24 protein-coding genes are annotated in these 24,633 nt (G+C 66.5%); 16 read left to right on the plus strand and 8 right to left on the minus strand.

Going from position 1 to position 24,633, the window contains the following annotated elements:
* Window positions 1-8: 8 nt before the first annotated feature.
* Genes pstB through phoB form a run of 3 tightly spaced genes read left to right on the plus strand, consistent with a single transcriptional unit; the run spans window position 9 to window position 2,249 of the window.
* Window positions 9-806 carry a phosphate ABC transporter ATP-binding protein PstB gene (gene pstB / locus CLN94_RS06410; protein ID WP_096432356.1) on the plus strand — a complete coding sequence of 266 codons (798 nt, stop codon included), beginning with the start codon at window positions 9-11 and terminating at the stop codon, window positions 804-806.
* Window positions 807-816: 10 nt separating this feature from the next.
* Window positions 817-1,530, plus strand: a complete 714-nt coding sequence (phoU, locus tag CLN94_RS06415) for a phosphate signaling complex protein PhoU (protein WP_096432358.1) — start codon at window positions 817-819, stop codon at window positions 1,528-1,530.
* Between the two features lie 26 nt (window positions 1,531-1,556).
* Entirely contained in the window at window positions 1,557-2,249 is a 693-nt protein-coding gene (gene phoB / locus CLN94_RS06420; protein WP_096432796.1) for a phosphate regulon transcriptional regulator PhoB, read from the plus strand.
* Here phoB and CLN94_RS06425 read toward each other — a convergent pair.
* Window positions 2,246-3,946, minus strand: a complete 1,701-nt coding sequence (locus CLN94_RS06425; protein WP_096432360.1) for a SulP family inorganic anion transporter — start codon at window positions 3,944-3,946, stop codon at window positions 2,246-2,248. The two genes, phoB and CLN94_RS06425, sit on opposite strands and share 4 nt — an antisense overlap.
* Window positions 3,943-4,227, minus strand: coding sequence for a helix-turn-helix domain-containing protein (locus CLN94_RS06430; RefSeq protein ID WP_096432798.1), 285 nt, complete (start codon window positions 4,225-4,227; stop codon window positions 3,943-3,945). The genes CLN94_RS06425 and CLN94_RS06430 overlap by 4 nt, the downstream gene beginning before the upstream one ends.
* Before the next feature lie 187 nt (window positions 4,228-4,414).
* Here CLN94_RS06430 and CLN94_RS06435 point away from each other — a divergent pair, with 187 nt between their 5' ends.
* The 4 genes from CLN94_RS06435 to CLN94_RS06450 are packed head-to-tail and all read left to right on the plus strand — an operon-like array spanning window position 4,415 to window position 7,661.
* Window positions 4,415-5,218, plus strand: a complete 804-nt coding sequence (locus tag CLN94_RS06435) for a UDP-2,3-diacylglucosamine diphosphatase (RefSeq protein WP_096432362.1) — start codon at window positions 4,415-4,417, stop codon at window positions 5,216-5,218.
* The gene (locus CLN94_RS06440) at window positions 5,215-6,402 is read left to right on the plus strand and encodes a ceramide glucosyltransferase (protein WP_096432364.1); all 1,188 of its coding nucleotides are present in this window, start codon (window positions 5,215-5,217) and stop codon (window positions 6,400-6,402) included. The genes CLN94_RS06435 and CLN94_RS06440 overlap by 4 nt, the downstream gene beginning before the upstream one ends.
* 6 nt (window positions 6,403-6,408) lie before the next feature.
* Window positions 6,409-6,984 carry a DedA family protein gene (locus tag CLN94_RS06445; protein ID WP_096432366.1) on the plus strand — a complete coding sequence of 192 codons (576 nt, stop codon included), beginning with the start codon at window positions 6,409-6,411 and terminating at the stop codon, window positions 6,982-6,984.
* Complete coding sequence (locus tag CLN94_RS06450; RefSeq protein WP_096432368.1) at window positions 6,981-7,661, plus strand: glycosyltransferase family 2 protein; 681 nt, start codon at window positions 6,981-6,983, stop codon at window positions 7,659-7,661. Before CLN94_RS06445 ends, CLN94_RS06450 begins: the two co-directional genes overlap by 4 nt.
* Here CLN94_RS06450 and CLN94_RS06455 read toward each other — a convergent pair.
* On the minus strand, window positions 7,658-8,119 hold the full coding sequence (locus CLN94_RS06455; protein WP_096432800.1) for an Lrp/AsnC family transcriptional regulator: 462 nt from the start codon (window positions 8,117-8,119) through the stop codon (window positions 7,658-7,660). The genes CLN94_RS06450 and CLN94_RS06455 overlap by 4 nt on opposite strands.
* 118 nt (window positions 8,120-8,237) lie before the next feature.
* Between CLN94_RS06455 and putA the strand changes: the two genes are divergently transcribed.
* From putA to CLN94_RS06470, 3 genes are all read left to right on the plus strand, one after another.
* Window positions 8,238-11,663 carry a bifunctional proline dehydrogenase/L-glutamate gamma-semialdehyde dehydrogenase PutA gene (putA, locus tag CLN94_RS06460; protein WP_096432370.1) on the plus strand — a complete coding sequence of 1,142 codons (3,426 nt, stop codon included), beginning with the start codon at window positions 8,238-8,240 and terminating at the stop codon, window positions 11,661-11,663.
* Window positions 11,664-11,728: 65 nt separating this feature from the next.
* On the plus strand, window positions 11,729-12,703 hold the full coding sequence (speB, locus tag CLN94_RS06465) for an agmatinase (protein ID WP_096432372.1): 975 nt from the start codon (window positions 11,729-11,731) through the stop codon (window positions 12,701-12,703).
* The gene (locus tag CLN94_RS06470) at window positions 12,700-13,968 is read left to right on the plus strand and encodes a glycerate kinase type-2 family protein (RefSeq protein WP_096432374.1); all 1,269 of its coding nucleotides are present in this window, start codon (window positions 12,700-12,702) and stop codon (window positions 13,966-13,968) included. Before speB ends, CLN94_RS06470 begins: the two co-directional genes overlap by 4 nt.
* Before the next feature lie 100 nt (window positions 13,969-14,068).
* Here CLN94_RS06470 and CLN94_RS06475 read toward each other — a convergent pair whose 3' ends face one another.
* Complete coding sequence (locus CLN94_RS06475) at window positions 14,069-14,581, minus strand: DUF4405 domain-containing protein (RefSeq protein ID WP_096432376.1); 513 nt, start codon at window positions 14,579-14,581, stop codon at window positions 14,069-14,071.
* Window positions 14,582-14,716: 135 nt separating this feature from the next.
* Between CLN94_RS06475 and CLN94_RS06480 the strand changes: the two genes are divergently transcribed.
* Window positions 14,717-15,097, plus strand: coding sequence for a hypothetical protein (locus CLN94_RS06480; RefSeq protein WP_096432379.1), 381 nt, complete (start codon window positions 14,717-14,719; stop codon window positions 15,095-15,097).
* A gap of 72 nt (window positions 15,098-15,169) precedes the next feature.
* Here CLN94_RS06480 and CLN94_RS06485 read toward each other — a convergent pair whose 3' ends face one another.
* Entirely contained in the window at window positions 15,170-15,664 is a 495-nt protein-coding gene (locus CLN94_RS06485) for a DUF2059 domain-containing protein (protein WP_179300252.1), read from the minus strand.
* A gap of 81 nt (window positions 15,665-15,745) precedes the next feature.
* A complete protein-coding gene (gene mnmA, locus CLN94_RS06490) occupies window positions 15,746-16,879 on the minus strand; it encodes a tRNA 2-thiouridine(34) synthase MnmA (RefSeq protein ID WP_281253529.1) in 1,134 nt (377 codons plus the stop codon).
* A gap of 133 nt (window positions 16,880-17,012) precedes the next feature.
* Between mnmA and sciP the strand changes: the two genes are divergently transcribed.
* The 5 genes from sciP (at window position 17,013) to CLN94_RS14205 (ending at window position 22,570) form a co-directional block, all read left to right on the plus strand.
* The gene (sciP, locus tag CLN94_RS06495) at window positions 17,013-17,297 is read left to right on the plus strand and encodes a CtrA inhibitor SciP (protein ID WP_096432383.1); all 285 of its coding nucleotides are present in this window, start codon (window positions 17,013-17,015) and stop codon (window positions 17,295-17,297) included.
* A gap of 90 nt (window positions 17,298-17,387) precedes the next feature.
* Window positions 17,388-18,104: a response regulator transcription factor CtrA gene (ctrA, locus tag CLN94_RS06500; RefSeq protein ID WP_096432385.1), complete on the plus strand. Its 717-nt coding sequence runs from the start codon at window positions 17,388-17,390 to the stop codon at window positions 18,102-18,104.
* 56 nt (window positions 18,105-18,160) lie between these two features.
* Entirely contained in the window at window positions 18,161-20,278 is a 2,118-nt protein-coding gene (gene ligA / locus CLN94_RS06505; RefSeq protein ID WP_096432387.1) for an NAD-dependent DNA ligase LigA, read from the plus strand.
* A complete protein-coding gene (gene recG / locus CLN94_RS06510; RefSeq protein ID WP_096432389.1) occupies window positions 20,275-22,365 on the plus strand; it encodes an ATP-dependent DNA helicase RecG in 2,091 nt (696 codons plus the stop codon). The genes ligA and recG overlap by 4 nt, the downstream gene beginning before the upstream one ends.
* An 82-nt stretch (window positions 22,366-22,447) precedes the next feature.
* Window positions 22,448-22,570: a hypothetical protein gene (locus CLN94_RS14205; protein ID WP_281253530.1), complete on the plus strand. Its 123-nt coding sequence runs from the start codon at window positions 22,448-22,450 to the stop codon at window positions 22,568-22,570.
* 119 nt (window positions 22,571-22,689) lie between these two features.
* On the opposite strand, the gene CLN94_RS06515 is transcribed toward CLN94_RS14205, so the two are convergent.
* Window positions 22,690-24,096, minus strand: a complete 1,407-nt coding sequence (locus CLN94_RS06515) for a methyl-accepting chemotaxis protein (RefSeq protein WP_096432391.1) — start codon at window positions 24,094-24,096, stop codon at window positions 22,690-22,692.
* A gap of 55 nt (window positions 24,097-24,151) precedes the next feature.
* Window positions 24,152-24,583: an iron-sulfur cluster assembly scaffold protein gene (locus CLN94_RS06520; RefSeq protein WP_096432393.1), complete on the minus strand. Its 432-nt coding sequence runs from the start codon at window positions 24,581-24,583 to the stop codon at window positions 24,152-24,154.
* Window positions 24,584-24,633 lie beyond the last annotated feature (50 nt).

The following is a 24,633-nucleotide window of genomic DNA, read 5'->3' on the forward strand; positions in this document are numbered from 1 at the left end:
CGAACCCAATGAACGACATGCGACTGACGGAGAGAAGCGTGGACGCCAACGAGATCAAGATCGCCGCGCGCAAGGTGCAGGTTTTTTACGGCACGACCCATGCCATCAAGGATGTCGACGTCGATATCCTCGACAAGACGGTGACAGCGTTCATCGGCCCCTCGGGCTGCGGGAAATCGACCTTCCTGCGCTGCCTGAACCGGATGAACGACACGATCGACATCTGCCGCGTCGAGGGCGATATCCTGCTTGATGGCGAGGATATCTATGACCGCAAGGTCGATCCGGTGCAGCTGCGCGCCCGCGTCGGCATGGTGTTCCAGAAGCCGAACCCCTTCCCGAAGTCGATCTATGACAACGTGGCTTACGGCCCGAAAATCCACGGGCTTGTCCGCAACAAGGCCGAGCTGGACGAGATCGTCGAAAGCTCGCTGCGCAAGGCGGCGCTGTGGAACGAGGTCAAGGATCGTCTGGACGCGCCGGGCACCGGGCTGTCGGGCGGCCAGCAACAGCGTCTGTGCATCGCGCGCGCGGTGGCGACCTCGCCCGAGGTGCTGCTGATGGACGAACCCTGCTCGGCGCTCGACCCGATCGCGACGGCGCAGGTCGAGGAGCTGATCGACGAGCTGCGCACGCAGTTCTCGGTGGTGATCGTGACCCACTCGATGCAGCAGGCCGCACGTGTCAGCCAGCGCACCGCCTTTTTCCACCTCGGGAACCTCGTCGAATTCGGTGAGACCGCGGAAATCTTCACCACGCCTCGCGATCCGCGCACCGAGGCCTATATTACCGGCCGGATCGGCTGAGGAGGACCTGATGGAGCACGAACATATCCGTTCCGCCTTCGACCGCGATCTGGAAGCGATCCAGGCACATCTGATGCGTCTGGGCGAGCTGTCGGCAACCGCGCTGCATGATGCCACACTTGCGCTGATCAACCGCGACATGGCGCTGGCCGAACGCGTGCGCAAGGGCGATAAGGCGCTCGACGAGATCGACGAGCTGATCAATGACGAGACCGCCAAGCTGATCGCGCTGCGCGCGCCGGCGGCCAGCGACATGCGGCTGGCGCTTGGCGCGATGAAGATCTCGAACAGCCTTGAGCGGATCGGCGATTACGCCAAGAATATCGCCAAGCGCAGCGAGGTCGTCTCGCAGGCCGGGCGCATCGGTGACACCTCGGGCACGCTGCGCCGGATGTCGGACCTGGTGCAGCGCATGCTCCATGACGTGCTCGAGGCCTATATCAAGCGCGACGCCGCGGTGGCCCATGAGTTGCGCGCGCGCGATGAGGATGTGGACCAGATCTACAACGTTCTGTTCCGCACGCTGCTGACCCATATGATGGAAGATCCGAAAACCATCACCTCGGTCATGCACCTGCATTTCATCGCCAAGAACCTCGAACGGATCGGCGACCACATCACCTCGATCGCCGAGCAGATCATCTATCAGGTCGAAGGCCGCAGGCCCGATGAAGAGCGTCCGCGCTCGGATACGACCTCGAGCATCTCGGGGGCCGAGGGATGAAGCATTCGGAAGACGCCGCCTTCAACATGTCGGTGCAGCGCCAGCCGACGATCCTCACGGTTGAGGACGAATCCGCGCTGAGCGAGGTTCTGCGCTATAACCTCGAGGCCGAGGGGTTCCGCGTCGTACAGGCCGCCGATGGCGAAGAGGGGATGCTGATGGCGCTCGAGGAAGAGCCCGATCTGATCCTGCTCGACTGGATGCTGCCCAAGCTCTCGGGGATCGAGGTCTGCCGCCGCCTGCGCGCGCAGGCGCAGACCCGGCTGATCCCGATCGTGATGCTCTCGGCGCGCTCCGAGGATGTCGACAAGGTGCGCGGGCTGGAAACCGGGGCCGATGATTACGTCGTCAAACCCTATTCCATCGTCGAGCTGATGGCGCGCCTGCGCACGCAGCTGCGCCGCACCCGCCCGGCCACCGTGAACGAGCGTCTGGTCTGGGAAGACCTCGTGCTCGACACCGAGGAGCACCGCGTCTATCGCGGCGGCAAGCCGGTCGCGCTTGGCCCGACCGAGTTCCGCCTGCTGACGACCTTCATGGAAAAGCCGAAACGCGTCTGGACGCGTGAACAGCTGCTGGACCGGGTCTGGGGCCGCGATGTCTATGTCGAGACCCGCACCATCGACGTCCATGTCGGGCGCCTGCGCAAGGCGCTGATGAAACATGGCGACGCGGACCCGATCCGCACCGTGCGCGGCACCGGCTACAGCCTCGGTTAACCTTCGCGCGGTGCCGAAAGAGCCCGGATCGCGTCATCGACGGTGCTCGCATAATGCACCGCCGGTTTGCGCAGCCCATGCGTGAGCAGCGCGCGCAGGATGTCCCGGCTCGCGCCGGTCAGCCACAGTTCGACCCCGCGTTTGCGCGCCTTCTGCGCCAGCCCCTCGATCATGTGCGCTCCCGTCGAATCGAGGAAGGGCACGGCCGAGAAATCGACCACCAGCGCCTTGTAATTGTCCTGGATGCGGTCGAGCACCGAGCCGATCGAAGCGGTCGCGCCAAAGAACAGCACCCCCGTGATGCGATAGACCACGACGTCCGGATTGGCGGCGCTGTGCTCGTCATAGACCTGCTCGGGGTTGTCGGCGCGGTCGCGTGGTACCAAGGGCGATTGCGCGTCGATGGCGGTGGCGCGGCTCATGCGCTGGATGAAGAGCACCGAGCCAAGCGCGAGCCCGACCACGATCGCCTCGGTCAGATCGCGGAAGATCGTGAGGAAGAATGTGGCGCCAAGCACCGTCGCCTCGCCCCAGCCCGAACGCAGCAGGATCCCGATCGCGTGGCGCTCGATCATGTTCCAGGCGACGACGGCCAGAACGCCCGCCAGCGCCGCCAGCGGGATATAGACCGCGAGAGGCGCGGCAAGCAGCATGAACAACAGCAGGAACAGCGCATGCAGCATCCCCGCGACCGGCCCATGCGCGCCCGCGCGCACATTGGTCGCGGTGCGCGCAATCGTGCCGGTCACGCAAAACCCACCGAACAGCGATGAGCCGATATTGGCCACGCCCTGCGCCACCAGCTCGCAATTCGAGCGATGCCGCCGCCCGGTCATCCCGTCCGCCACCACCGCCGACAAAAGCGACTCAATCGCGCCCAGAAGCGTGAAAGACACCGCCGCCGGCAGCACCGCGCGGATCTGCGCCCAGCTCAGATCGGGCAGGGAAGGCGGGGGCAAGGCGTTCGGAATGCCGCCGAACTTGGTGCCGATCGTCGCGACCGGAAGCGCCAGAAGGGCGCTTGCCGCCGAGACCGAGGCGACCGCGATCAGCATTCCGGGCCAGTTCGGACGCAGCCAGCGCAGGATCAGGATCAGCGCGACCGTGCCGCCCGAAACCGTCATCGCCGCCACCGAGATACCATCGCGCACCTGCCAGAGGGCGGCGAGCTTTTCAATCAGCTCTCCCGGCTCCTGCGCCACTGGCAGGCCGAACAACTCCTTGATCTGGCTTGCAAAGATGATGACGGCGATGCCCGCGGTAAACCCCACCGTGACCGGGAAGGGGATGAACTTGATGAAGGTGCCGAGCCGCAGGAGCCCCAGCGCCGCCAGCATCAGCCCCGAGAGGAAAGTCGCCAGGATCAGCCCCTCCATCCCGTGCTGCGCCACCGTCGTCGCCACCAGCACGATGAAGGCCCCCGCCGGCCCGCCGATCTGAAAGCGTGAGCCGCCCAGCGCCGAGACTAGGAACCCGCCCACGATCGCCGTATAAAGCCCCTGCGCGGGCGTCGCCCCCGAGGCAATGGCAATCGCCATCGACAGCGGCAGCGCGATGATCGCCACCGTCAGCCCCGCAATCGCATCCGCGCGCAACTGCGCCGCGCCATAGCCTTCGCGCAGCACCGTCACGATCTTGGGCATGAACAATTCGGTGAAATCGGGCTTGGCCGAGGCGGGGAGTGCGCGCTTGCTCATGGCTGGTTTCCCCCTTGGCCTGAAGGCGCAACCTGCGCCGCCTTGAGCCGCACGCCGCGCCCGCTGCCGTAGCTTGGAACGCCCTCGGCGATCAGCTCGACGCCCGCGCGGTCCAGTGCCTCGACCACGCGGATCAGGCTCGCGGCCGAGCCGCGCAGATTGTCCGGGCTCGATTCCATCCGCTGGATCGTCGGCAGTGACAGCTCGGCCATCTCGGCGAGGGTTTTCTGGTCGATCCCCAGAAGCGCGCGCGCGGCACGCAGTTGCGAGGCAGTGAGCATGGCAAGACTCAGTCTGTAAAAGAGATGATTGATGCGGCGATAGTGATGCATAAAACATGACTTGTGAAGGATTATCTTTGTCCCTCAGGCAGTCTGCCAGGTTGTCGCGAAGCTGCAGCAAAAGGGTCATCTGGCTGTTTCAAACATTCGGGATGGTGCGCGCAGCTTCAAGAACGGAGGCCCGCCCGTGACCACGCCATCGCCCGCCCTTCGCGTGACCGCTCCGATCCGCACGCTGTTCCTCTCGGACCTGCATCTGGGGGCGCTTGGCTGCCGGGCCGACCTGATCCTCGGGTTCCTGCTGGCGCATCCGGCCGAGCGCTACGTACTGGTCGGCGACATTCTCGATCTCTGGCATCCGCTCTTGCCGCATTGGAGCGCGCGCGATCAGGCCGTGGTCGAGCATCTGAATGCGCGTCAGGCGGCGGGGGCCGAGCTGGTCTATCTGCGCGGCAATCACGACCCGCATCCCGAGCGCGCGCCCGAAGCCCGCCGCATCGCCGCCGAGCCGATCGCCGAGACGATCCACCATGCCCCCGACGGGCGGCGCTATTTCGTCGTGCATGGCGATCTGATCGACGGGCGGATGTTTCGCTCGCATGTGATGACGCGCCTTGGCAGTCGGATCGACCACCTGCTGCGCCGCCTCGACGGGGTGATCGACCGCTTGCGCCGTTCCGAGGCGGGGCATCGTCCGGGGCTGATCGGATCGGCGATCTGCGGGCTGAACGCGCTGCTTTACGCGCGCCGCAGCCACGAACGCCGTCTGGTCGCGCTGGCGCGGGCGCGCGGCTGCGACGGGGTGATCTGTGGCCATTTCCACATCGCCGATCTGCACGAGGATCACGGGCTGATCTACGCCAATTGCGGCGACTGGATCGACAATTTCACCGCGTTGGCCGAGGCCCATGACGGCTCGCTGCGCCTTTTGGGTGCGGGCGCCGAGGCCGGTGCCGCGCAAAGCTTTGAACTGGGACTGCTGAACCAATGATTTTCTGGATTTTCCTTGCGGGCGCGCTGGCGCTTTTGGGTCTTCACCTCGCCTCGGTGGCGATCACGCTGCGCCGCCTTGCCGGTCCCGCCCGCGCCGAAGGCTCGCTGATCGGGGTGCCGCCGATCACGCTGATCCGGCCGCTTTGTGGGCTGAACGCTTTTGAGGAGGAAACCCTCGAAAGCTCGTTTCACCTCAGCTACCCGGCCTATGATCTGATCTTTTGCGTCGAGGATGCGGCCGATCCGGTGCTGCCGCTGATCCGCGCGCTGATCGCGCGTCACCCGCAGGTGCCTGCACAGGTTCTGGTGGGGTTCGACCGGGTGACCGACAACCCCAAGCTCAACAATCTCTGGAAGGGCTGGCAGGCGGCGCAATCCGATTGGGTCTGTCTGGCCGACAGCAACCTGATGCTGCCCAAGGATTACCTTGAGCAGGTCGCGGCCTGCTGGGGGCCGGACACGGGGGCTGTGTCCTCGCCCCCCGTCGCGATCCGCCCCGAGGGCTGGGGCGGCGCGCTGGAGGCGGCGTTTCTCAATTCCAACCAGGCGCGGCTGCAATTGGTGATCGACAGCCTCGGCAACGGCTTTGCGCAGGGCAAGACACTGTTTTTCAACAAGCCGCTGCTCAATCGCGCGGGCGGGCTGAAGGCGCTGGGGCGCTGGCTGGCCGAGGATGTGGCGACGACCCATGTCGTGCGTGCGCTTGGCGCGCAGGTGCGGCTGACGCCCCATCCCTTCGCGCAGCCGATCGGGGCGCGCCACTTTGACGAGGTCTGGGGTCGGCAGCTGCGCTGGAGCCGCGTGCGCCGCGATGGCTTCCCGGTTCTGTTCCTCGCGGAGCCGCTGAACGGTGCACTGATCCCGGTGACGCTGGCGGGGCTGGCGGCGGCGGGGTTGGGCCTCGGCGCGCTGCCCGTTCTGACCTATCTGGCGTTCTGGTATCTGGCCGAGGTTGTGCTTTTGTGGCGGGCCGATTGGCCGCGCGGGCTGCGCACGCTGGCCTGCCTGCCGCTGCGCGACCTGCTTTTGCCCGCGCTTTGGGGTGCGACCTTCCTGCGGCGCGGGTTCGAGTGGCGCGGCAAGGCGCTGGAGAAGCCTCATGCCGCGCCCGATGCCGCGCAGCATTCTGCGCCGCAGCATGGTCCTTCCGGTGCGCCGCGCGCTGCCGTCGCCGCTGAGTAGACGCAGATGGAGGATGGCTCCGCCCTGATCGCCCTGATCGAGACCTACTCGTTAGCAATCTTGCTGCCGCTTGCGGTGGTCGAGGGGCCGGTGGTTTCGGTGCTGGCAGGATATCTTGCCGCGCAGGGGCTGGTGGGGGCGGGGGCTGCCGGAACGCTTCTGGTGCTGGCCGACCTTGTGGGCGATGCGCTGCTCTATCTTGTCGGGCGGCGCAGTCGCTCGATTGCGCCCGACGGCATCCTGTCGCGGCTTGGTGTGACGCGGCGCAGGCTGGCGCGGGTTGTGCGCCGGTTCCGACGCGACGGGCTGCGCTATCTGCTGGTCGGCAAGCTGACCCATTCGGCGGGGTTTGCGGTACTGATCGCGGCGGGCGCCGCGCGCGTGCCGCCGCTGTCCTTCTTTGCGGTGAACCTTGCCGCGACCATCCCGAAAACCGGCGCTTTGCTGGCGCTTGGCTGGTTTCTCGGTGCGGCCTGGCAAAGCGCCGACAGCCTCCTGCCGAAGCTCAGCATGGCGGGCCTCGCCCTGTTCGCCCTGTTTATCCTGATCCTGTTCTGGAAACGCCACAAGGAGCCCGCATGACCCTCCGCATCGCCTGTCTGATCCCTGCCCACAATGAGGCGCCGCGCATCGCGGGCGTGCTGGGCGCGGTGCTGGGCCATCCGCAGATCGCGCGGGTTCTGGTGGTCGATGATGGCTCGGGCGATGGCACCGCCGAGGCGGCGCGCGCACTTGGCGCTGAGGTGCTCGAACTGCGCCCGAACCGGGGCAAGACCGCAGCGCTGGCGGCGGGGCTGGCCTGCCTTGATGAAGAGCATGTGCTTTTGCTCGACGCCGATCTGGAAGGGCTGAACGCGGGCGCGATCAGTCGCCTTATTGCGCCGGTCGCGGCGGGGCAGGCGGATCTGGCGATTTCGCTGCGGGGGAATGCACCCTTCGCCTGGCGTGCGATCGGGATCGACTACATCTCGGGCGAGCGGGTGCTGCCGCGCGCGCTGGTCACGCCGCATCTGGGGCATCTGAACCGCCTGCCGGGCTTTGGCTTCGAGGTGTTCCTGAATCGGCTGATCCTGCGCCGCGGGTTGCGCCCCGCGATCGTGCGCTGGCCCGAGGTCGCCAGCCCCGCGAAATCGCGCAAACGCGGGGTCTGGCGCGGGATTGCAGCCGATGTCGGGATGCTGGGCGACATGTTCAGGACCATCCCGCTGCCCGAGGCGCTGGCGCAGATCGCGCGGCTGCGCTGGCGCGCGCGGGTCTAGACCGACACGGCGGCCTGCTCGACCACCGCCTCCATCGCGACATAGCTTGAGGTCGCGTGGATGTAGGGCAGGGCCGAGATTTTCTCGCCCATGATCCGCCGGTAATCAGCCATGTCGCGCGAACGCACCTTGAGCAAGTAATCGAAGCCCCCCGCGATCATGTAGCATTCCTCGACCTCGGCGATCTGGCGCACGCCCGCGTTGAACTGCTTGAGCGCGCTTTCGCGGGTGTCGGACAGCCGGATCTCTACATAGGTGACATGGCTCAGCCCCAGCTTGATCGGGCTGAGAATGGCGCGGTAGCCGGTGATCAGTCCGGCCTCTTCCATCGCCTTGATCCGTGCCGCCACGGGCGTTTTCGATAGCCCGACCTTGCGCGCCAGTTCCGTCACCGGCAGGCGCGCGTTCTGTTGCAGCGCGTCGAGGATCTTGCGGTCGGTGGCGTCGAGTTCAATCATTTCCTGCAGAACCTTCAAATTTAGGTCGGATCACCTGTCAGAGTGCCAATCATTGGGCGCTCTGGCTAGAGACTTTGCGCTAGCATCAAGCTCTAGCCCCATTGTTCGCAGGTTTGCCATGTCTGACTTCGCCCCGTTCACCCTTGCCGCGAAATACGCCCCCGAGGCGCCTCTTGTTGCCACGCTGGCGGCGCAGGCCGCGTTGTCGCCCGAGGCGCGGGTGCGGATTTCCGACCGTGCCGCAGGGCTGGTGCGCCAGATCCGCACCGGCGCGCGCCCCGGGTTGATGGAGCAGTTTCTGGCCGAATACGGGCTTTCGACGCGTGAGGGCGTGGCGTTGATGTGTCTGGCCGAGGCGATGCTGCGCGTGCCCGACTCTGACACCATCGACGCACTGATCGAGGACAAGATCGCGCCCTCGGACTGGGGGCGCCACCTCGGCGCGGCCTCTTCCTCGCTGGTCAATGCCTCGACCTGGGCACTGATGCTGACGGGCCGCGTTCTGGAAGACGAGCGCCCGGGCCTTGCGGGCGTCTTGCGCGGCGCGATCCGGCGGCTGGGCGAGCCGGTGATCCGCGCAGCCGTTTCCCGCGCGATGAAGGAAATGGGGCGGCAATTCGTGCTGGGGCAGACCATCGAGGCGGCGCTCGATCGTGCCTCGGGGATGGAGGCGCGCGGCTATAGCTACAGCTACGACATGCTGGGCGAGGCCGCGATGACCGCGCGTGACGCGACGCGCTACGAGACCGCCTATACGCAGGCGATTGCCGCCATTGCCGGGCGCTGCACGCAGGGCTCGGTCGCGGCCAATCCGGGGATCTCGATCAAGCTTTCGGCGCTGCATCCGCGCTACGAGGTCGCGCAAGAGGCCCGCGTTCTGAAAGAACTGGTACCCGTGGTCACGCGTCTCGCCCGTGCCGCGCGCGCGGCCAATATGGGGCTCAATATCGACGCCGAAGAGCAAGACCGGCTGGTCCTGTCGCTCAAGGTGATCAAGGCGGTGCTGTCCGACCCCGAACTGGCTGGCTGGGACGGGTTCGGTGTGGTCGTGCAGGCCTATGGCAAGCGCGCGGGCTTGGTGATCGACTGGCTGCATGCTCTGGCCACGCGGCTTGATCGGCGGATCATGGTGCGGCTGGTCAAGGGCGCCTATTGGGACAGCGAGATGAAGCGCGCGCAGGTCGAAGGCGCGCCCGATTTCCCGCTGTTCACCTCGAAAATCGCGACCGATGTCGCCTATCTGGCGCAGGCGCGCAAGCTCTTGGGCTATGCCGACCGGATCTATCCGCAATTCGCCACGCATAACGCGCATTCGGTGGCGGCGGTGCTTGAGATGGCCGAGGCCGCTGGCAACCCGCCCTATGAGTTTCAGCGCCTCCACGGCATGGGCGAGGCGCTCCATGACATCGTGCTGTCGCAGACGCGCGGGCGTTGCCGGATCTATGCGCCGGTCGGCGCGCATCGCGACCTCCTGGCCTATCTGGTGCGCAGGCTTCTGGAAAACGGCGCGAATTCGTCTTTTGTGAACCAGATCGTCGATGAAGATGTCAGCCCCGAAGAGATCGCGCGCGATCCGATTGCGGCACTCGACGAGGCCGCACCGCCCGCCGGGCTGGTGAAGCCCGCGGCGCTCTTTGGCGAGGGGCGCGAGAATTCCGTGGGGTTTGACCTCAGCGATGAAACCAGCCTCGCGCGGATTGGCGATGCGCGGGCGGTCGATCTGCCCGAGGCGCGGCCCCTGATCGCGGGCGCGACCTCGGGGGAGACGCACCCGGTTCTGAATCCCGCGACGGGCGCGCAGATCGGCGCCGTGACCGAGGCCGATGCCGCCACGATCGAGGCCGCCCTTGCCGCAGCCGCGCCTTGGGCCGCGCCGGTGTCGGAGCGCGCAGCCACCTTGCGCCGCGCCGCCGAGCTCTACGAGGAAAACTTCGGCGTGATCTTTGCCGCGCTTGCCCGCGAGGCGGGCAAATGCCTGCCCGATGCCGTGGGCGAGCTGCGCGAGGCGGTCGATTTCCTGCGCTATTACGCCGCCGAGGCCGAACGGATCGCGCCCGCGCCCTTGGGCGTGGTCAGCGCGATCAGCCCGTGGAACTTCCCGCTCGCGATCTTCACCGGCCAGATCGCGGCGGCGCTGGCGGCGGGCAATGGCGTGCTCGCGAAACCGGCCGAGCAGACCCCGATCATCGCGACCCTCGCCGTCGAACTTCTGCACCGCGCGGGCGTGCCGCGGGCGGTGCTGCAGCTCTTGCCCGGGCAGGGGGCGACGGTGGGCGCGGCACTCACTTCGGACCCACGCGTCGCGGGCGTCGTGTTCACCGGCTCGACCGAGACCGCCCGGCTGATCCGCAGCGCCATGGCCACGCATCTTGCGCCCGGCGCGCCGCTGATCGCGGAAACCGGCGGGCTCAATGCGATGATCGTCGATTCCACCGCGCTGCCCGAGCAGGCCGTGCGCGATATCGTGGCCTCGGCCTTCCGCTCGGCCGGGCAGCGCTGTTCGGCGCTGCGCTGCCTCTATCTGCAGGAGGATATCGCGCCCCATGTGATCGAGATGATCCGCGGCGCGATGGACGAGCTGCGCCTTGGCGACCCCTGGGATCTGGAAACCGATGTGGGCCCGGTGATCGACGAAGAGGCGCGCGGCCCCATTCTGGCTCATATTGAGGCCGCCCGTGCCGAGGGGCGTATCCTGCACGAGCTTGCCGCGCCTGCGTCGGGCACCTTTGTCGCCCCCACGCTGATCCGCGTGCCGGGCATCGCGGCGCTCGGGCGCGAGATTTTCGGCCCGGTGCTGCATCTTGCGACCTTCCGCGCCGAAGAGCTGTACGATGTCATCGGCGCGATCAACGCCACCGGCTACGGGCTGACCTTCGGGCTGCACAGCCGCATCGACACCCGTGTGCAAGAGGTGGCCGATCTGGTCCATGCCGGCAATCTTTACATCAACCGCAACCAGATCGGCGCGGTGGTGGGCAGCCAGCCCTTCGGTGGCGAGGGGCTTTCGGGCACGGGTCCGAAGGCGGGCGGGCCGCTTTACCTGCCGCGCCTGTCCGCGCCGCATCCTGCGGGCGCCGCAACGCAGTGGACGGCCCCGGCTGACACCACGGCACTGGCCGAGCGCCTGCGCGCGGCCGCAGCCCAACCCCGCGCGGTTCTGGAAACCCGCGAGATGCCCGGCCCGACCGGCGAGGCGAACCGGCTGTCGCTCAGCCCGCGCGGCCCGATCCTGTGTCTCGGTCCGGGCCCCGAGGCCGAAGCCGCGCAGATCGGCGCTGTCGAGGCGCAGGGCGGCATTGCCATCGGGGCGGGCGGCGCGCTTGCGCCCGAAGTGCTGGAAACCCTGCCGGGCTTTGAGGGCGTGATCTTCTGGGGGGCGGGGGCGCAGCCCTTCGTGCAGGCTCTGGCGCGGCGTGCGGGGCCGATCGTCTCGCTGATCACCGCCATGCCCGACCGCGCCCATATCTGCCATGAGCGCCATCTGTGCATCGACACCACCGCAGCGGGCGGAAATGCGGCACTTCTGGCCGGGCAGGGCGGCTGAGCCGCCCCCGCTTGCCAAAGCCCGCGCGCCATGCCTTGATCGGGCAAAACCGACAGGGGGACATCATGGCGGGACATGGCTATCAAACCGGGCGGCTCAATCTGCCCTTCGTGGGGATCTGCACCTTCGGCAAATACCCCTATGTCGAGGATTGGGACGCGATCGAGGCCGATGTCGCGGTGCTGGGCGCGCCTTTTGACTTCGGCGCGCAATGGCGCTCGGGGGCGCGGATGGGGCCGCGCGCGATCCGCGAGGCCTCGACGCTTTTCGCCTTTGGCCATGCGGGCGCCTATGACCACGAAGACGACGTGACCTATCTTGAGCCCGACAAGGTTCGCATCATCGACATGGGCGACGCCGACATCGTCCATACCGACACGGTGAAATCGCATGCCAATATCGAGACCGGCGTGCGCGCGGCGCTGGCGGCGGGGGCTTTGCCGGTGGTGCTGGGGGGCGATCACTCGGTGAATATCCCCTGCATCAACGCCTTTTCCGACCAGCAACCCATTCACATCGTGCAGATCGACGCGCATCTGGATTTCGTCGATGAGCGCCACGGCGTGCGCTATGGCCACGGCAACCCGATGCGCCGCGCCGCCGAGAAACCCTGGGTCACCGGGCTCAGCCAGATCGGCATCCGCAATGTGTCCTCGACCGCGCGCGACGGCTACGAGGCCGCGCGCGAGATGGGCTCGGATATCGTCTCGGTCCGCCAGGCCCGCAAGATGGGCACCGAGGCGCTTTTGGCGCGTATCCCCGAGGGTGCGCGCTATTACCTGACCATCGACATCGACGGGTTCGACCCTTCGATCGCGCCCGGCACCGGCACGCCGAGCCATGGCGGGTTCCTCTATTACGAGATCCTCGAGCTGATCGACGGGCTGACGAAACGCGGTGAGGTCGTGGGCATTGATCTGGTCGAGGTCGCCCCCGATTACGATCACACCGGCACCACCGCAATCCTGGCCGCGCAGCTTTTGCTGAACACGATCGGGCGGGTGATGCATCAGCGTGAACTGCGCAAGGGCGCGGCGTGAGCGTGCCCGACCCAACCGATCCGCGCGCCTTCCTGCGCGCGCTTTTCGACCGCGCCGTTGCGGTTGCCGACCCGATGCGGGCGCTGGCCGCGCATCTGCCGCCAAGGCCCGCGGGCCGCGTCGTGGTGGTGGGCGCGGGCAAGGCCTCGGCGCGGATGGCCGAGGCGGTCGAGGCCGTCTGGGGCCCCTGCGAGGGTCTGGTGATTACCCGCTACGGTTACGCGCGGCCATGTCAGGGCATCGAGATCGTCGAGGCGGCGCATCCGGTGCCCGATCAGGCGGGCGCCGAGGCGACGCAGCGGATGCTGCGCCTGCTGGCGGGGCTGGACGAGGGCGATTTCGTGCTGGCGCTGATTTCGGGCGGGGCCTCGGCGCTGCTGGTCGCGCCCACCGAGGGCGTGAGCCTCGCCGAGAAACAGGCGGTCAATGCGGCGCTTCTGGCCTCGGGGGCGCCGATCGGGCAGATGAACATCCTGCGCAAGCACCTGAGCGCGGTGAAAGGCGGCCAGCTTGCCGCCGCGGCCTTCCCGGCGCGGATGCTCGCGCTGATGATTTCCGACGTGCCGGGCGATGACCCGGCCTTCATCGGCTCGGGGCCGACGGTGGGGGATGGCTCAACCCCCGCCGACGCGTGCGCGGTGCTGGAGCGCTGGAACATCGCTGCGCCGGACAGCGTGCGCATGGCGCTCGCGCGTCCGAGCGGGGTGATCGCGCCCGGCGATGCACGGCTGGCGCGCGTTGAAAACCGGGTGATCGCGGCGCCCGCGCAATCGCTGGCGGCGGCGGCCGAGCTGGCGGAGGCGGCGGGCTGCGACGTGCGGATCCTCGGCGATGCGCTCGAAGGCGAGGCCCGGGAAGAGGCCGCGCGGCAGGCGGCGCTGGCGCTGGCGGAACAGGCCGCGCGCGGGGCAGGGGCGCGGCCTTTGCTGCTCTTGTCCGGGGGCGAATTGACGGTGACGCGGCAGGGCGACGGTATCGGCGGGCCCAATGCCGAGTTCTGCCTGGCGCTTGCGCTGGCCTTGCAGGGCGCGCCGGGCCTTTATGCGATCGCTTGCGATACCGATGGCGTCGATGGCGCGGCAGAGGTGGCGGGTGCGATCGTCACGCCCGACTCGCTGGCGAGGGCGCAGGCCAGGGGCGTCGATCCGCAGGCGGCTCTGGCGCGCAATGATGCGCACGGGTTCTTTGGTGCTCTTGGCGATCAGGTCGTGCCCGGTCCGACGCTGACCAATGTCAACGATTTCCGCGCGATCCTGATGGGCTGAAACGGAAACGGGGGACCGATCCGGCCCCCCGTCCTCCTCCTTGCTGCGCCTCCCGTGCCGACCAGCCATGACACGAACCCGGGACGCGCCTCTCCGGGGATTATTGCAGCGACACCAGAACCCCCGCCACATCCATCGCCGAGCGGCCCGAGGCCCCCGCGATTTCGTCAAGCGACTGATCGGGCGAGGTGACCGCATAGCCCTGCGCTTCAAGCGCGCCGCTCAGCGTTTCGGGGCTGACATCAAGGATCGCCGCCATCTCGGCCACCGAGCCCTTCATCACCGAATTCGCCAGCGCGAAAGCTGCCGGACGTCCGCCCGGACCCGCGCCTTCGCCGGTGCCCATCGACGGGTAGACGAAGGCCACCGCCGCCACCGTCGAGACCGCCAGCGCGATCCACATCGGCGCGCGCTTGAGGTAAACGGTGATCGGGCGCCAGTTCTTCCAGATATGCAGGCCGAAGGGCACGATCAGCACCATCGAGAGCCATTCATGCATGCCGTGGAAATAGGCGCTGCCCCAGTGGAAGAACAACGCCACCCCCGAGATCAGTGACACGAGAAACAGCCCGGTGATGAACGGGGTTGCGAAGCGGTCGAAGACGGCACGCATGAGAGGCTCCTTGATCGGAAATTCAGCAGATTCACTGGAAAAACGCGCAGGCCGCGCGCTTCCGTCGCTAACAGTCTGCGCATGCGCAGAAGATGTGCTATGATACCAGTGCATAACGAAGAGAGAGGGTCTGTTATGGTGAAAAAGACGGAGACGAAGACCGGGATGGCAGGCGTTTTCGCCGTTCCCGATGATATCGGTCTGGGTATGGTCAACAAGATGCTGCGCCCGCAGATGGCGATGGCGCAGGCGATCATCGACCAGCATATCGAGACGCTCGAATTCCTGAAAACGCGCTTTGAGCGTGACCGCGAGATGCTGGGCGTGCTGTCGCAGACCGTCGACCCGGTGCAGGCCGCGACGCTCTGGTCGGAGTTCTGGCAGCGCAGCGCCTCGGATTACGCGATGGAAAGCGCCAAGCTCAGCACCTCGCTGCAGCATGTGACCGAGCAGGCGATCAAGTCCGCGACCGAGGAAAGCGAAGCCATCGCTCAGGCGATGACCGGCAAATCCTGATCCGGCCCTGATCTCAAGGCCCTGAACACGAGGGGCGCAGGGTATTAGCCTGCGCCCTTTTCTTTTGGTGGCTTATTGCGCGTTGGCCGGCGGCTGGATCACCGCCATCACCTTCGGCAAGAGCACCGGCATCGTCGACTGGATCAGCTGCATGATCTGCGGCTGTTGCGCCTCCATCACCTTCGGCAGCTTGCTCATCACCGAGCGCCCGGCGTCGGTCGAGTAGAAATCGCGCAGCGCGACCAGCTCTTCCATCGTCATCAGCTCGGCCATCAGCGCGTCCTGCCCCAGCATCAGATCGGTCATCGGGCCGCGGAAGGTTTCGAGATACAGTGCGTTTATCTCGGACTTTTGCGCTTCGCTCAGCGGTGTGCCGCGCGCCGCCGCCTGATTGGTAATCGGCTTCCACATCGTCGCGATCAGCGCATCGAGGTCGATCGCTGCCAGGGACACCTCGGCGACCTCCTTGGCGACGGCCACACGATCGGCATAGTCATCCGCGCGCAGCGGCGTCGACAGGATCAGGGCCGGCAGGATCGCGGCGGCGAGGGTCGGGAAAAGGCGCATGGAAATCTCCGTTCTGGATTTGTGGCGCCAGACCATCGGAAACCTGCCGGGAGGTCAAGGTAAGGAAACCCGTCAAACGCCTCAGCCGCGCCCGCGCCAGATCCAGCCGCCGCCCAGAATGCGGCTGCCTTCCGGCGCGTAGAACACGCAGGCCTGCCCGGGGCTGACGCCCTCTTCGGGATCGAGCAGTTCGACCTCGGCCTCGGTCGCGGAAATCGGCCGGATCACTGCCTCGCGTGGCGGCCGGGTGGAGCGCACCTTGACCCGCACCGGCCATTCGGTGCGCGCGGTAAAGGGCTCATCGCCCAGCCAGTTGATCTCGCGCACCGGGATGATCCGCGTCGACAGCGCCTCTTTCGGGCCGACAATCACGCGCCGCGCATCGGGGTCGAGTTTCACCACGTAAAGCGGATCGCCAAGCCCGCCGATACCAAGCCCGCGCCGCTGGCCGATCGTGTAATGGATCACGCCGCGATGTTGACCCAGCACATTGCCCTCCATGTCGACGATCTCGCCCGGATCGGCCGCGCCGGGGCGCAGCTTTTCGATCACCGAGGCATAATTGCCGTTCGGCACGAAGCAGATGTCCTGACTGTCGGGCTTGTCGGCCACCACCAGCCCGTATTTCGCGGCGAGCTTGCGGGTCTCGTCCTTTGACGGCAGGTGGCCCAGCGGGAAGCGCAGGTAATCGAGCTGCTCGGGCGTGGTCGAGAAGAGGAAATAGCTCTGGTCGCGATTGGCATCGGTCGCGCAATGCAGCTCGGGTCCGGCATCGCCCATCATGCGCTGGATGTAATGGCCCGTCGCCATGCAATCGGCCTCAAGGTCCTTCGCGGTTTCCAGCAGGTCCTTGAACTTCACCCGCTCGTTGCAGCGGATGCAGGGCACCGGCGTCGCGCCCGCCAGATAGGCATCGGCGAACTCGTCGATCACCGCCTCCTGAAAGACGTTCTCGTAATCCAGCACGTAATGCGGGAACCCCATCGCCTCGGCCACGCGGCGCGCGTCGTGAATATCCTGTCCCGCACAGCAGGCGCCCTTTTTCGCCAGCGCCGCGCCGTGATCGTAAAGTTGCAGCGTGACGCCGATCACGTCATAGCCTTCCTCCTTCAGCTGCGCCGCCACCACCGAGCTGTCGACACCGCCCGACATCGCCACGACGACGCGGGTTTCTCTGGGAGGCTTGGCAAAGCCGAGGGAATTGAGCTGGGTCACGGGGGGACTCCGGGCGCTACGTTAAGAAGAACCGAAGAAATAGGGAAAATGCGATCTACTCTCAAGGCCCGGTTTCACCCGTCGTTAAGGCAGTGCCGTCATCGTGACCCCGTTCCGACCAAGGGGAATGCCGATGTATCTGAAGAAAGTTGATGGGCCGCGCGCGGTTACCTTGCCTGACGGCACGATTCTGACCCGCGCCGACCTGCCGCCCAAGGAAACCTACCGCTGGGTCGCCTCGCGCAAGGCGGTGGTGGTGCAGGCGGTGGCCTATGGGCTGGTGCCGCGCTCCGAGGTGCTCGAACGCTACGATCTCTCGGAGGAGGAGCTGGATCTGTGGACGGAGGCGGTGCGCAGACACGGCATTTCCGGCCTTAAAGTGACGGCAATTCAAAAAAACAGAACAACCGAAGGTTGATTCATTTACAATTTATGCGAGAGTAACCGGGTATTAACCAGTCCATGCAAGTCTCGTTTCTGATCGAGGGATTAACGCGGAGAACCCGGTATGAGGATTTTGTTAGTCGAGGATGACCCGACCACGTCGCGCAGCATCGAATTGATGCTGACGCACGCCAATCTCAATGTCTATTGCACGGACCTTGGCGAAGAGGGGATCGACCTCGCGAAATTGTATGATTACGATCTGATCCTGCTCGATCTGAACCTGCCTGACATGAATGGCCATGAGGTTCTGCGCCAGCTCCGGCTCGCGCGCGTCGATACGCCGATCCTGATCCTGACCGGGGCCGACGATACCGAGAACAAGATCAAGGGCTTCGGCTTCGGCGCCGATGATTACATGACCAAACCTTTCCACCGCGAGGAACTGGTCGCGCGCATTCACGCGATCATCCGCCGCTCCAAGGGTCATGCGCAGTCGATCATCCGCACCGGCAAGATTTCGGTCAATCTCGACGCAAAGACCGTCGAGGTCGAGGGCAAGCCTGTGCATCTGACGGGCAAGGAATATCAGATGCTCGAACTGTTGAGCCTGCGCAAGGGCACGACGCTGACCAAGGAAATGTTCCTTAACCACCTCTACGGCGGCATGGACGAGCCCGAGCTCAAGATCATCGACGTGTTCATTTGCAAACTGCGCAAGAAGCTCGCGGATGCCACAGGCGGCGACAATTACATCGAGACGGTCTGGGGCCGCGGCTACGTGCTGCGCGATCCGATGCCCGCCACGCTCGAACAACGTCGCGCCGCCGTTGGTGCCTGATCCACTGGACGCCCTCGCGCGCTGACCCTATTCCTTGGGTCAGCCAGGGGGAGTCCATGAGCGAAACGCCGATCGAAAACCTGACCCGCGCTGAGGCGGCGACCGAGCTGCCCGATCTGATCCGCCAGATCGAGGCGGCGAATACCGCCTATCACACGCTCGATGCGCCCGATATTTCGGATGCGGAATATGACGCGCTCAAACGCCGCCTTGCCGCGATCGAGGCGCGATTCCCCGATCTGAAATCTTCGGACAGTCCGACGGAAAAGGTTGGCGCCGGGCTGGCCGAAGGATTCGGCAAGATCCGCCATGAACAGCGGATGATGAGCCTCGGCAATGCGTTCGACCCCGAGGAAGTTTCCGATTTCGACCAATCGATCCGGAAATTCCTGAAACTTTCCGACGACGCGCCGCTCGCCTATACCGCCGAACCCAAGATCGACGGGCTGTCTATGTCGCTGCGCTACGAAGGCGGCGTGCTGATCTACGCGGCGACGCGCGGCGATGGCGAAGAGGGGGAAAACGTCACCGAAAACGCCCGCACCATCACCGACATTCCGCAGCGCCTTGAAGGCGCGCCCGAGATACTTGAGGTGCGCGGCGAAGTTTACATGAGCCACGCGGATTTCGCCGCGCTCAATGCCGCGCAAGAGGCCGCGGGCGACAAACGCTTTGCGAACCCCCGCAACGCCGCCGCGGGTTCGCTGCGCCAACTCGATCCGCGTGTGACCGCCGCGCGCCCGTTGCGTTTCTTTGCCTATAGCTGGGGCGTGTTGTCCGAACCGCTCGCGGCCACGCAGTTCGATGCGGTCGCGCGGCTCCGGGCGCTCGGCTTTCAGACCAACGACCTGATGGCGCGCTGCGATGGTCCCGAGGACCTCCTGCGCCATTACCGCCAGATCGAGGCGCAACGCGCCACGCTTGGCTATGACATCGACGGTGTCGTCTACAAGGTCGACGATCTGGCGCTGCAAGCGCGGCTCGGGTTTCGCTCGACCACGCCGCGATGGGCGATTGCGCATAAATTCCCAGCCGAGCTGGCCTGGACGCGGCTCGAAAAGATCGAAATTCAAGTCGGGCGCACCGGTGCGCTGTCGCCGGTCGCGCGGCTGACGCCGGTGACGGTTGGCGGCGTCGTGGTCTCGAACGCGACCCTGCATAACGAGGATTACATCGCCGGGCGCGATTCCCGCGGCGCCGAGATTCGTGGCGGCAAGGACATCCGCGAGGGCGACTGGGTGCAGGTCTATCGCGCGGGCGACGTGATCCCGAAAGTTGCCGATGTCGATCTGGGCCGCCGCCCGGATGGCGCGCAACCCTTTGAATTTCCGCATATCTGCCCGGAATGCGGCTCCGAGGCGATCCGCGAAGAGGGCGACTCGGTGCGCCGCTGCACGGGCGGGCTGATTTGCCCCGCGCAGGCCGTCGAGAAGCTCAAGCATTTCGTCTCGCGCGCGGCTTTCGACATCGAGGGGCTGGGCGCCAAGCAGATCGAACAATTCTACAAGGACGGCTGGGTCCGCGAGCCCGCCGACATCTTCACGCTGGAAGCCCGCTTTGGTCCCGGCAACCTGCAACAGCTGAAAAACCGCGAAGGCTGGGGCGAGAAATCCGCCGAGAATCTCTTTGCTGCGATCCGCGAACGCCGCCGTATCCCCTTGGCGCGGCTGATCTTTTCGCTAGGTATCCGTCATGTTGGCGAGGCAGGCGCGGCGCTTCTGGCCAATCATTACCTCAACTGGCCTGCCTTCGAGGCTGCGGTGACCGCCGCGCAAATCGGTGAAGGGCCCGAGTGGGAGGATCTGCTGTCGATCGACGGCGTGGGCACGACCTTTGCCACATCGCTCATTTCCGCCTTCCATCAACCGGCCGAGCGTGCGTCGATCGACCGGCTCGTCGCGTATCTGGACGTCCAAGAAGCCGAGCCGCGCGCGACCGACAGCCCGGTCGCGGGGCTGACGCTCGTTTTCACCGGCACGCTGGAAAAGATGACACGGGCTGAGGCGAAGGCGCGGGCCGAGGCGCTTGGCGCCAAGGTCGCGGGCTCGGTCTCGGCCAAGACCGACCTGCTGATCGCGGGGTCGGGGGCGGGCTCCAAGGCGAAAAAAGCTGCTGACCTGGGCATCAAGGTGATCGACGAAGACGACTGGATCGCACTTCTGGAGGGGGTATGAGCACGCGCCCACCGATCCTGTTTCCGCTGTTCGCGGGGCTGGAAACCCTGCCGGGGATCGGGGCCAAGACGGCGCCCTTGTTCGCGCAGATCGGGGTTGAGCGCCCGCGCGACCTCTTGTTCACCTTGCCGCACGCGGTGATCGACCGCCGCCCGGTCCCGACGGTGCAGGGCGTGGCGCCGGGCACGGTGGTTTCGGTCACGGCGACGGTGCGCGCGCATTACCCCGCGCCGCGCCGGGGTGCGCCCGCGCGCGTGCTGGTGGAGGATGCGCGGGTCGAGATCCAGCTGGTGTTCTTTCACGCCAAGGGCGATTGGCTCGAACGGCAGTTGCCGATCGGCCAGCGCCGGGTGATTTCGGGCAAGCTCGAATATTTCGACGGGCAGGCGCAGATCGTGCATCCCGATCACATCCTGCGCGAGGATAAGGCTGACGAGTTGCCGCGTTACGAGCCGGTCTATCCGCTGACGGCGGGGCTCTCGCAAAAGCTGGTCGGCAAGGCCGCGGCTGCGGCGCTTGATCGCCTGCCGGACCTGCCCGACTGGATCGACCCGAGCCTGAAGGCGCGCGAGGGCTGGCCGGATTGGGCCGATGCCGTGCGCGCGGCCCATGCGCCCGAAGGGCTTGATGACCTTGCCTTGCAGGCCCCGGCGCGCGCGCGCCTCGCCTATGACGAGCTATTCGCCCATCAGCTGACGCTTGCGCTGGCACGGCGCCGGACGCGGCGGGCCAAGGGCCGGGTGAGCCGCAGCGACGGGCGCGCGGCCGCGCGCGTTCTGGCCGCGCTGCCCTATCGCCCGACCGAGGCGCAGACCCGCGCGGTTGAAGAAATCCTTTCCGACATGGGCTCCGAGCGGCGTATGCACCGGCTGCTGCAGGGCGATGTCGGCTCTGGGAAAACGCTGGTTGCGTTCCTGTCGCTGCTGGCGGCGGTCGAGGCGGGCGGGCAGGGGGTGATGATGGCCCCGACCGAGATCCTCGCGCGCCAGCACCTTGAAGGCCTAGCGCCGCTTGCGGCCCTCGCGGGGATCCGGCTTGAGATTTTGACCGGGCGCGACAAGGCGGCGGAGCGGCGCGCGAAACTTGCCGATTTGGCCGAGGGGCGGATCGGTATTCTGGTCGGCACCCATGCGGTGTTCCAGAAAGACGTGGAATTTCAGGATCTTCGCCTTGTCGTGATCGACGAACAACACCGTTTTGGCGTGGCGCAGCGGATGGAGCTGGGCGCCAAGGGGGCGGCGGTGGACATGCTGGTGATGACCGCGACGCCGATCCCGCGCTCGCTCGCGCTGGCGCAATATGGCGACATGGATGTCAGCGTGCTCGACGAAAAACCGCCCGGGCGCAAACCGGTCAAGACCGCGCTGGTCAGCGCCGAGCGGCATGACGAGGTGGTCGAGCATCTGCGCCGCGCCGTGGCCGAGGGGCGGCAGGCCTATTGGGTCTGTCCGCTGGTCGAGGAAAGCGAGCTGGTCGACCTGATCTCGGCCGAGGACCGGTTCCGGTCCTTGCGCGCGGCTTTGGGCGAGGGGGTCGTGGGGCTGGTGCATGGCCAGCTGCCGCCCGCCGACAAGGATGCGGCGATGGCCGATTTCGTCGCCGGGCGCACCCGCGTTCTGGTCGCGACGACGGTGATCGAGGTCGGGGTGAACGTGCCCAATGCCTCTATCATGGTGATCGAGCGTGCCGAGACCTTCGGGCTGGCGCAGCTCCATCAGCTGCGCGGGCGCGTGGGGCGTGGCGCAGCGCAATCGACCTGCCTGATGATCTACAAGCCGCCGCTGTCCGAGGGCGGCGAGCGGCGATTGCAGGTGCTGCGCGATTCCGAGGACGGATTTCGCATCGCGGAAGAAGACCTCGCCATGCGCGGCGCGGGGGACATGATCGGCACCGCGCAATCAGGGCTGCCGCGGTTTCGCGTGGCGGATCTGGAACGTCAGGCCGGGATGATGGCCGTGGCCCAGACCGATGCGCGCAACCTCTTGGAATCCGACCCGGAACTGGCCGGTCCACGCGGGCTGGCAGCGCGGGTGATGCTCTGGCTGATGGAGCAGGATCGGGCGATCCGGCTCATGGATGTGGGCTGAATGTTCTAAAGTGTTCTCAAAAAGTTCTTTACATGGTTAACGCGATGTGAGAACAAAAGAGCAACAGAGAAAGGAGAGCCCCATGCGTAACGATCTCAAGGCCATCATCGCCGCGAAACCCGAGCAAATGCTGCGCGACGCTTTCGGGGCGCTCGCGATCTGCGTCACCTTCCTCGCGGCTCTGCACCTGCCGAGCCTGTTCTGAATTCTGTCACTGCCTCGCGCTTCCGGTTGCCGCCTGTCCCCAATTGCGGCCCTGTCCTGGCCAATCCGGCCCCCCGAGAACGCGCTCCTTGGCCGCCATCGCAAGATGGCGGCCTTTTTTCAAAACCGATAGCCGATCCGGAACCCGCCCCAGTGGCGCCCGTTGACCTCGATCGGGGCGGAGATGTCCTTCATCAGGGCGAATTGCCCGCCGCCCATGTCACGGCGATAGATCTGCAGCACGAAGGGCGCGGTTGAGCGCCCCGCGCGCAGCCCGACGCGGTCGTCAAAGATCCGGCGGTTCCGGCAATTCGCTGCGTTCCAGGCCGGGTCGCGCCCCTGCGGCTGCGAAAACTTGCGGTTATGCGTGGGCAGGTAGCCGTTGCGATCGACCGCCGCGCAAAACACGATCCGCGCGTCGGAGGCGAGGATCGGCTCCTGAATCTCGGGCAGGAGCCGATCCGTTAACTGGGTGAACGGCGCCAGCACCTGCGGCGGGTCGCTCATCGGGATCGGATTATAAATCCGGGTGAAGAGTTCGGCCTCGGTAATGCGCCTTTGCGTGATCGCGCGGGCAAAGGCCGCCCCGATCTCATCGGCGCCGCGCTTGGCCAGCGCGATCATCCGTGCATCCTCGATCGCGCCGCCCAACTGGACCGAATCCTGTACGATGGTTTCGCCCGCCGTGATCAGCGCGGTCGCACGTTGCTGCGCGCTGCGGATCTGCGTGACCGTGTCATCGGTGGCCGAGGCCATGCGCGCAACGGCCGGGGCAAAGCGCGTATTGGCGGCGGCAACCTTTGCCGATTGCGCGGTGATCGCCTCGATCACGCCACGGGTCTGGCTGACGGCGCCGGTCATCCGGCCCATCGCGCGGTCGGTTTCGCCAGCCGTGTCCAGCACCGCATCGGCACGGGTCGAGATGCTCTCCGCCTCGCTGCGCAACTGTTGAATACCTTCGCTCAGCCCCGACACGGCGGTGCCGATCCCCCCGGCGGCGCCGGCGGTCTTGCGGGACAGCTCGTTGATCGCTTCGGCGACCACGGCAAAGCCCCGCCCGGTATCGCCCGCCCGCACCGCCTCGATTTTTGCGTTGATTGCCAATATGTTGATCTGCGTCGCGATCGAGCGGATCGCGGCATTCTCGCTGCGCACAGCCTCAAGCGTGCGCGTAACTTCGGTCATGTGCCCGACCACAGATTGCACCCAGACCGCGATCCGGCGTGCATCTTCGCCGGTTTCGCGCATCCGCGTGACGCTGTCCTGCACCGCCTCCTGCGTGTCATCAAGCGCGCCTCGCACCGCGTCCGCATGGCCCTGCACGGTGGCATTGGCAGCCTCGATCGTCGCGGCGGCGGTGCGCACCTCGGCCAGATGCGCAAGCTGCCCTTCGGAGGCCTGCACCAGCGTATCGAGCACCGCCGCCACCTCGACGATATCGCGGCCAAGGCAAACGGCCTCGCGCGTGACGCGGTTCAGGAGCGTTTCTGACGCGGGCGCCTCGGGCGGGCGCGAAAGGTCGTTCATGGGGCCTCCGGGCGGGTGATCGGAGGCAGCATGGCAGAGCCGGGTTTCGCGCGGGTTAATGCACCTCGGCCAAGGCCTTCAGCGTGGCCGTCGGCGCCAGCAGGATCGAGGCATGGCGGTTCGGGTAGTCGCGCGCCGGGATCAGCACCTCGTAGTCTGCGAACGGGGCCGACGGCACGGGGCCGCCCTTGAGCATGGCCTCCAGTTCGGTGCGCAGCTGCGCCACCTGCGCCTCGGTGCAGCCGATCACATGACGCCCGAAGATCGAGGCCGAGGCCTGCCCAAGCGCACAGGCGCGCACCTGCTGGGAAAATCCGCTGATCGTGTCGCCGTCAAGCGTCAGCGCGACCTTGATCGTCGAGCCGCAAAGCGGCGCGCGCGCCTCGGCCTGCGCATCGGGGGCGGGCAGCGGATCGGCGCCGGGGATGTCGGCCGCGAGCGCAAGGATGCGCTGCGAATAGAGCTTCATCAGATCGGCGTCGCTCATGTCTTTCCTCCGGCGGTCTGAGCCCGTAGATAGGGGCAGACCCCCGGAAA

This window comes from Pseudothioclava arenosa (assembly GCF_002358085.1).
Lineage (GTDB): Bacteria > Pseudomonadota > Alphaproteobacteria > Rhodobacterales > Rhodobacteraceae > Pseudothioclava > Pseudothioclava arenosa.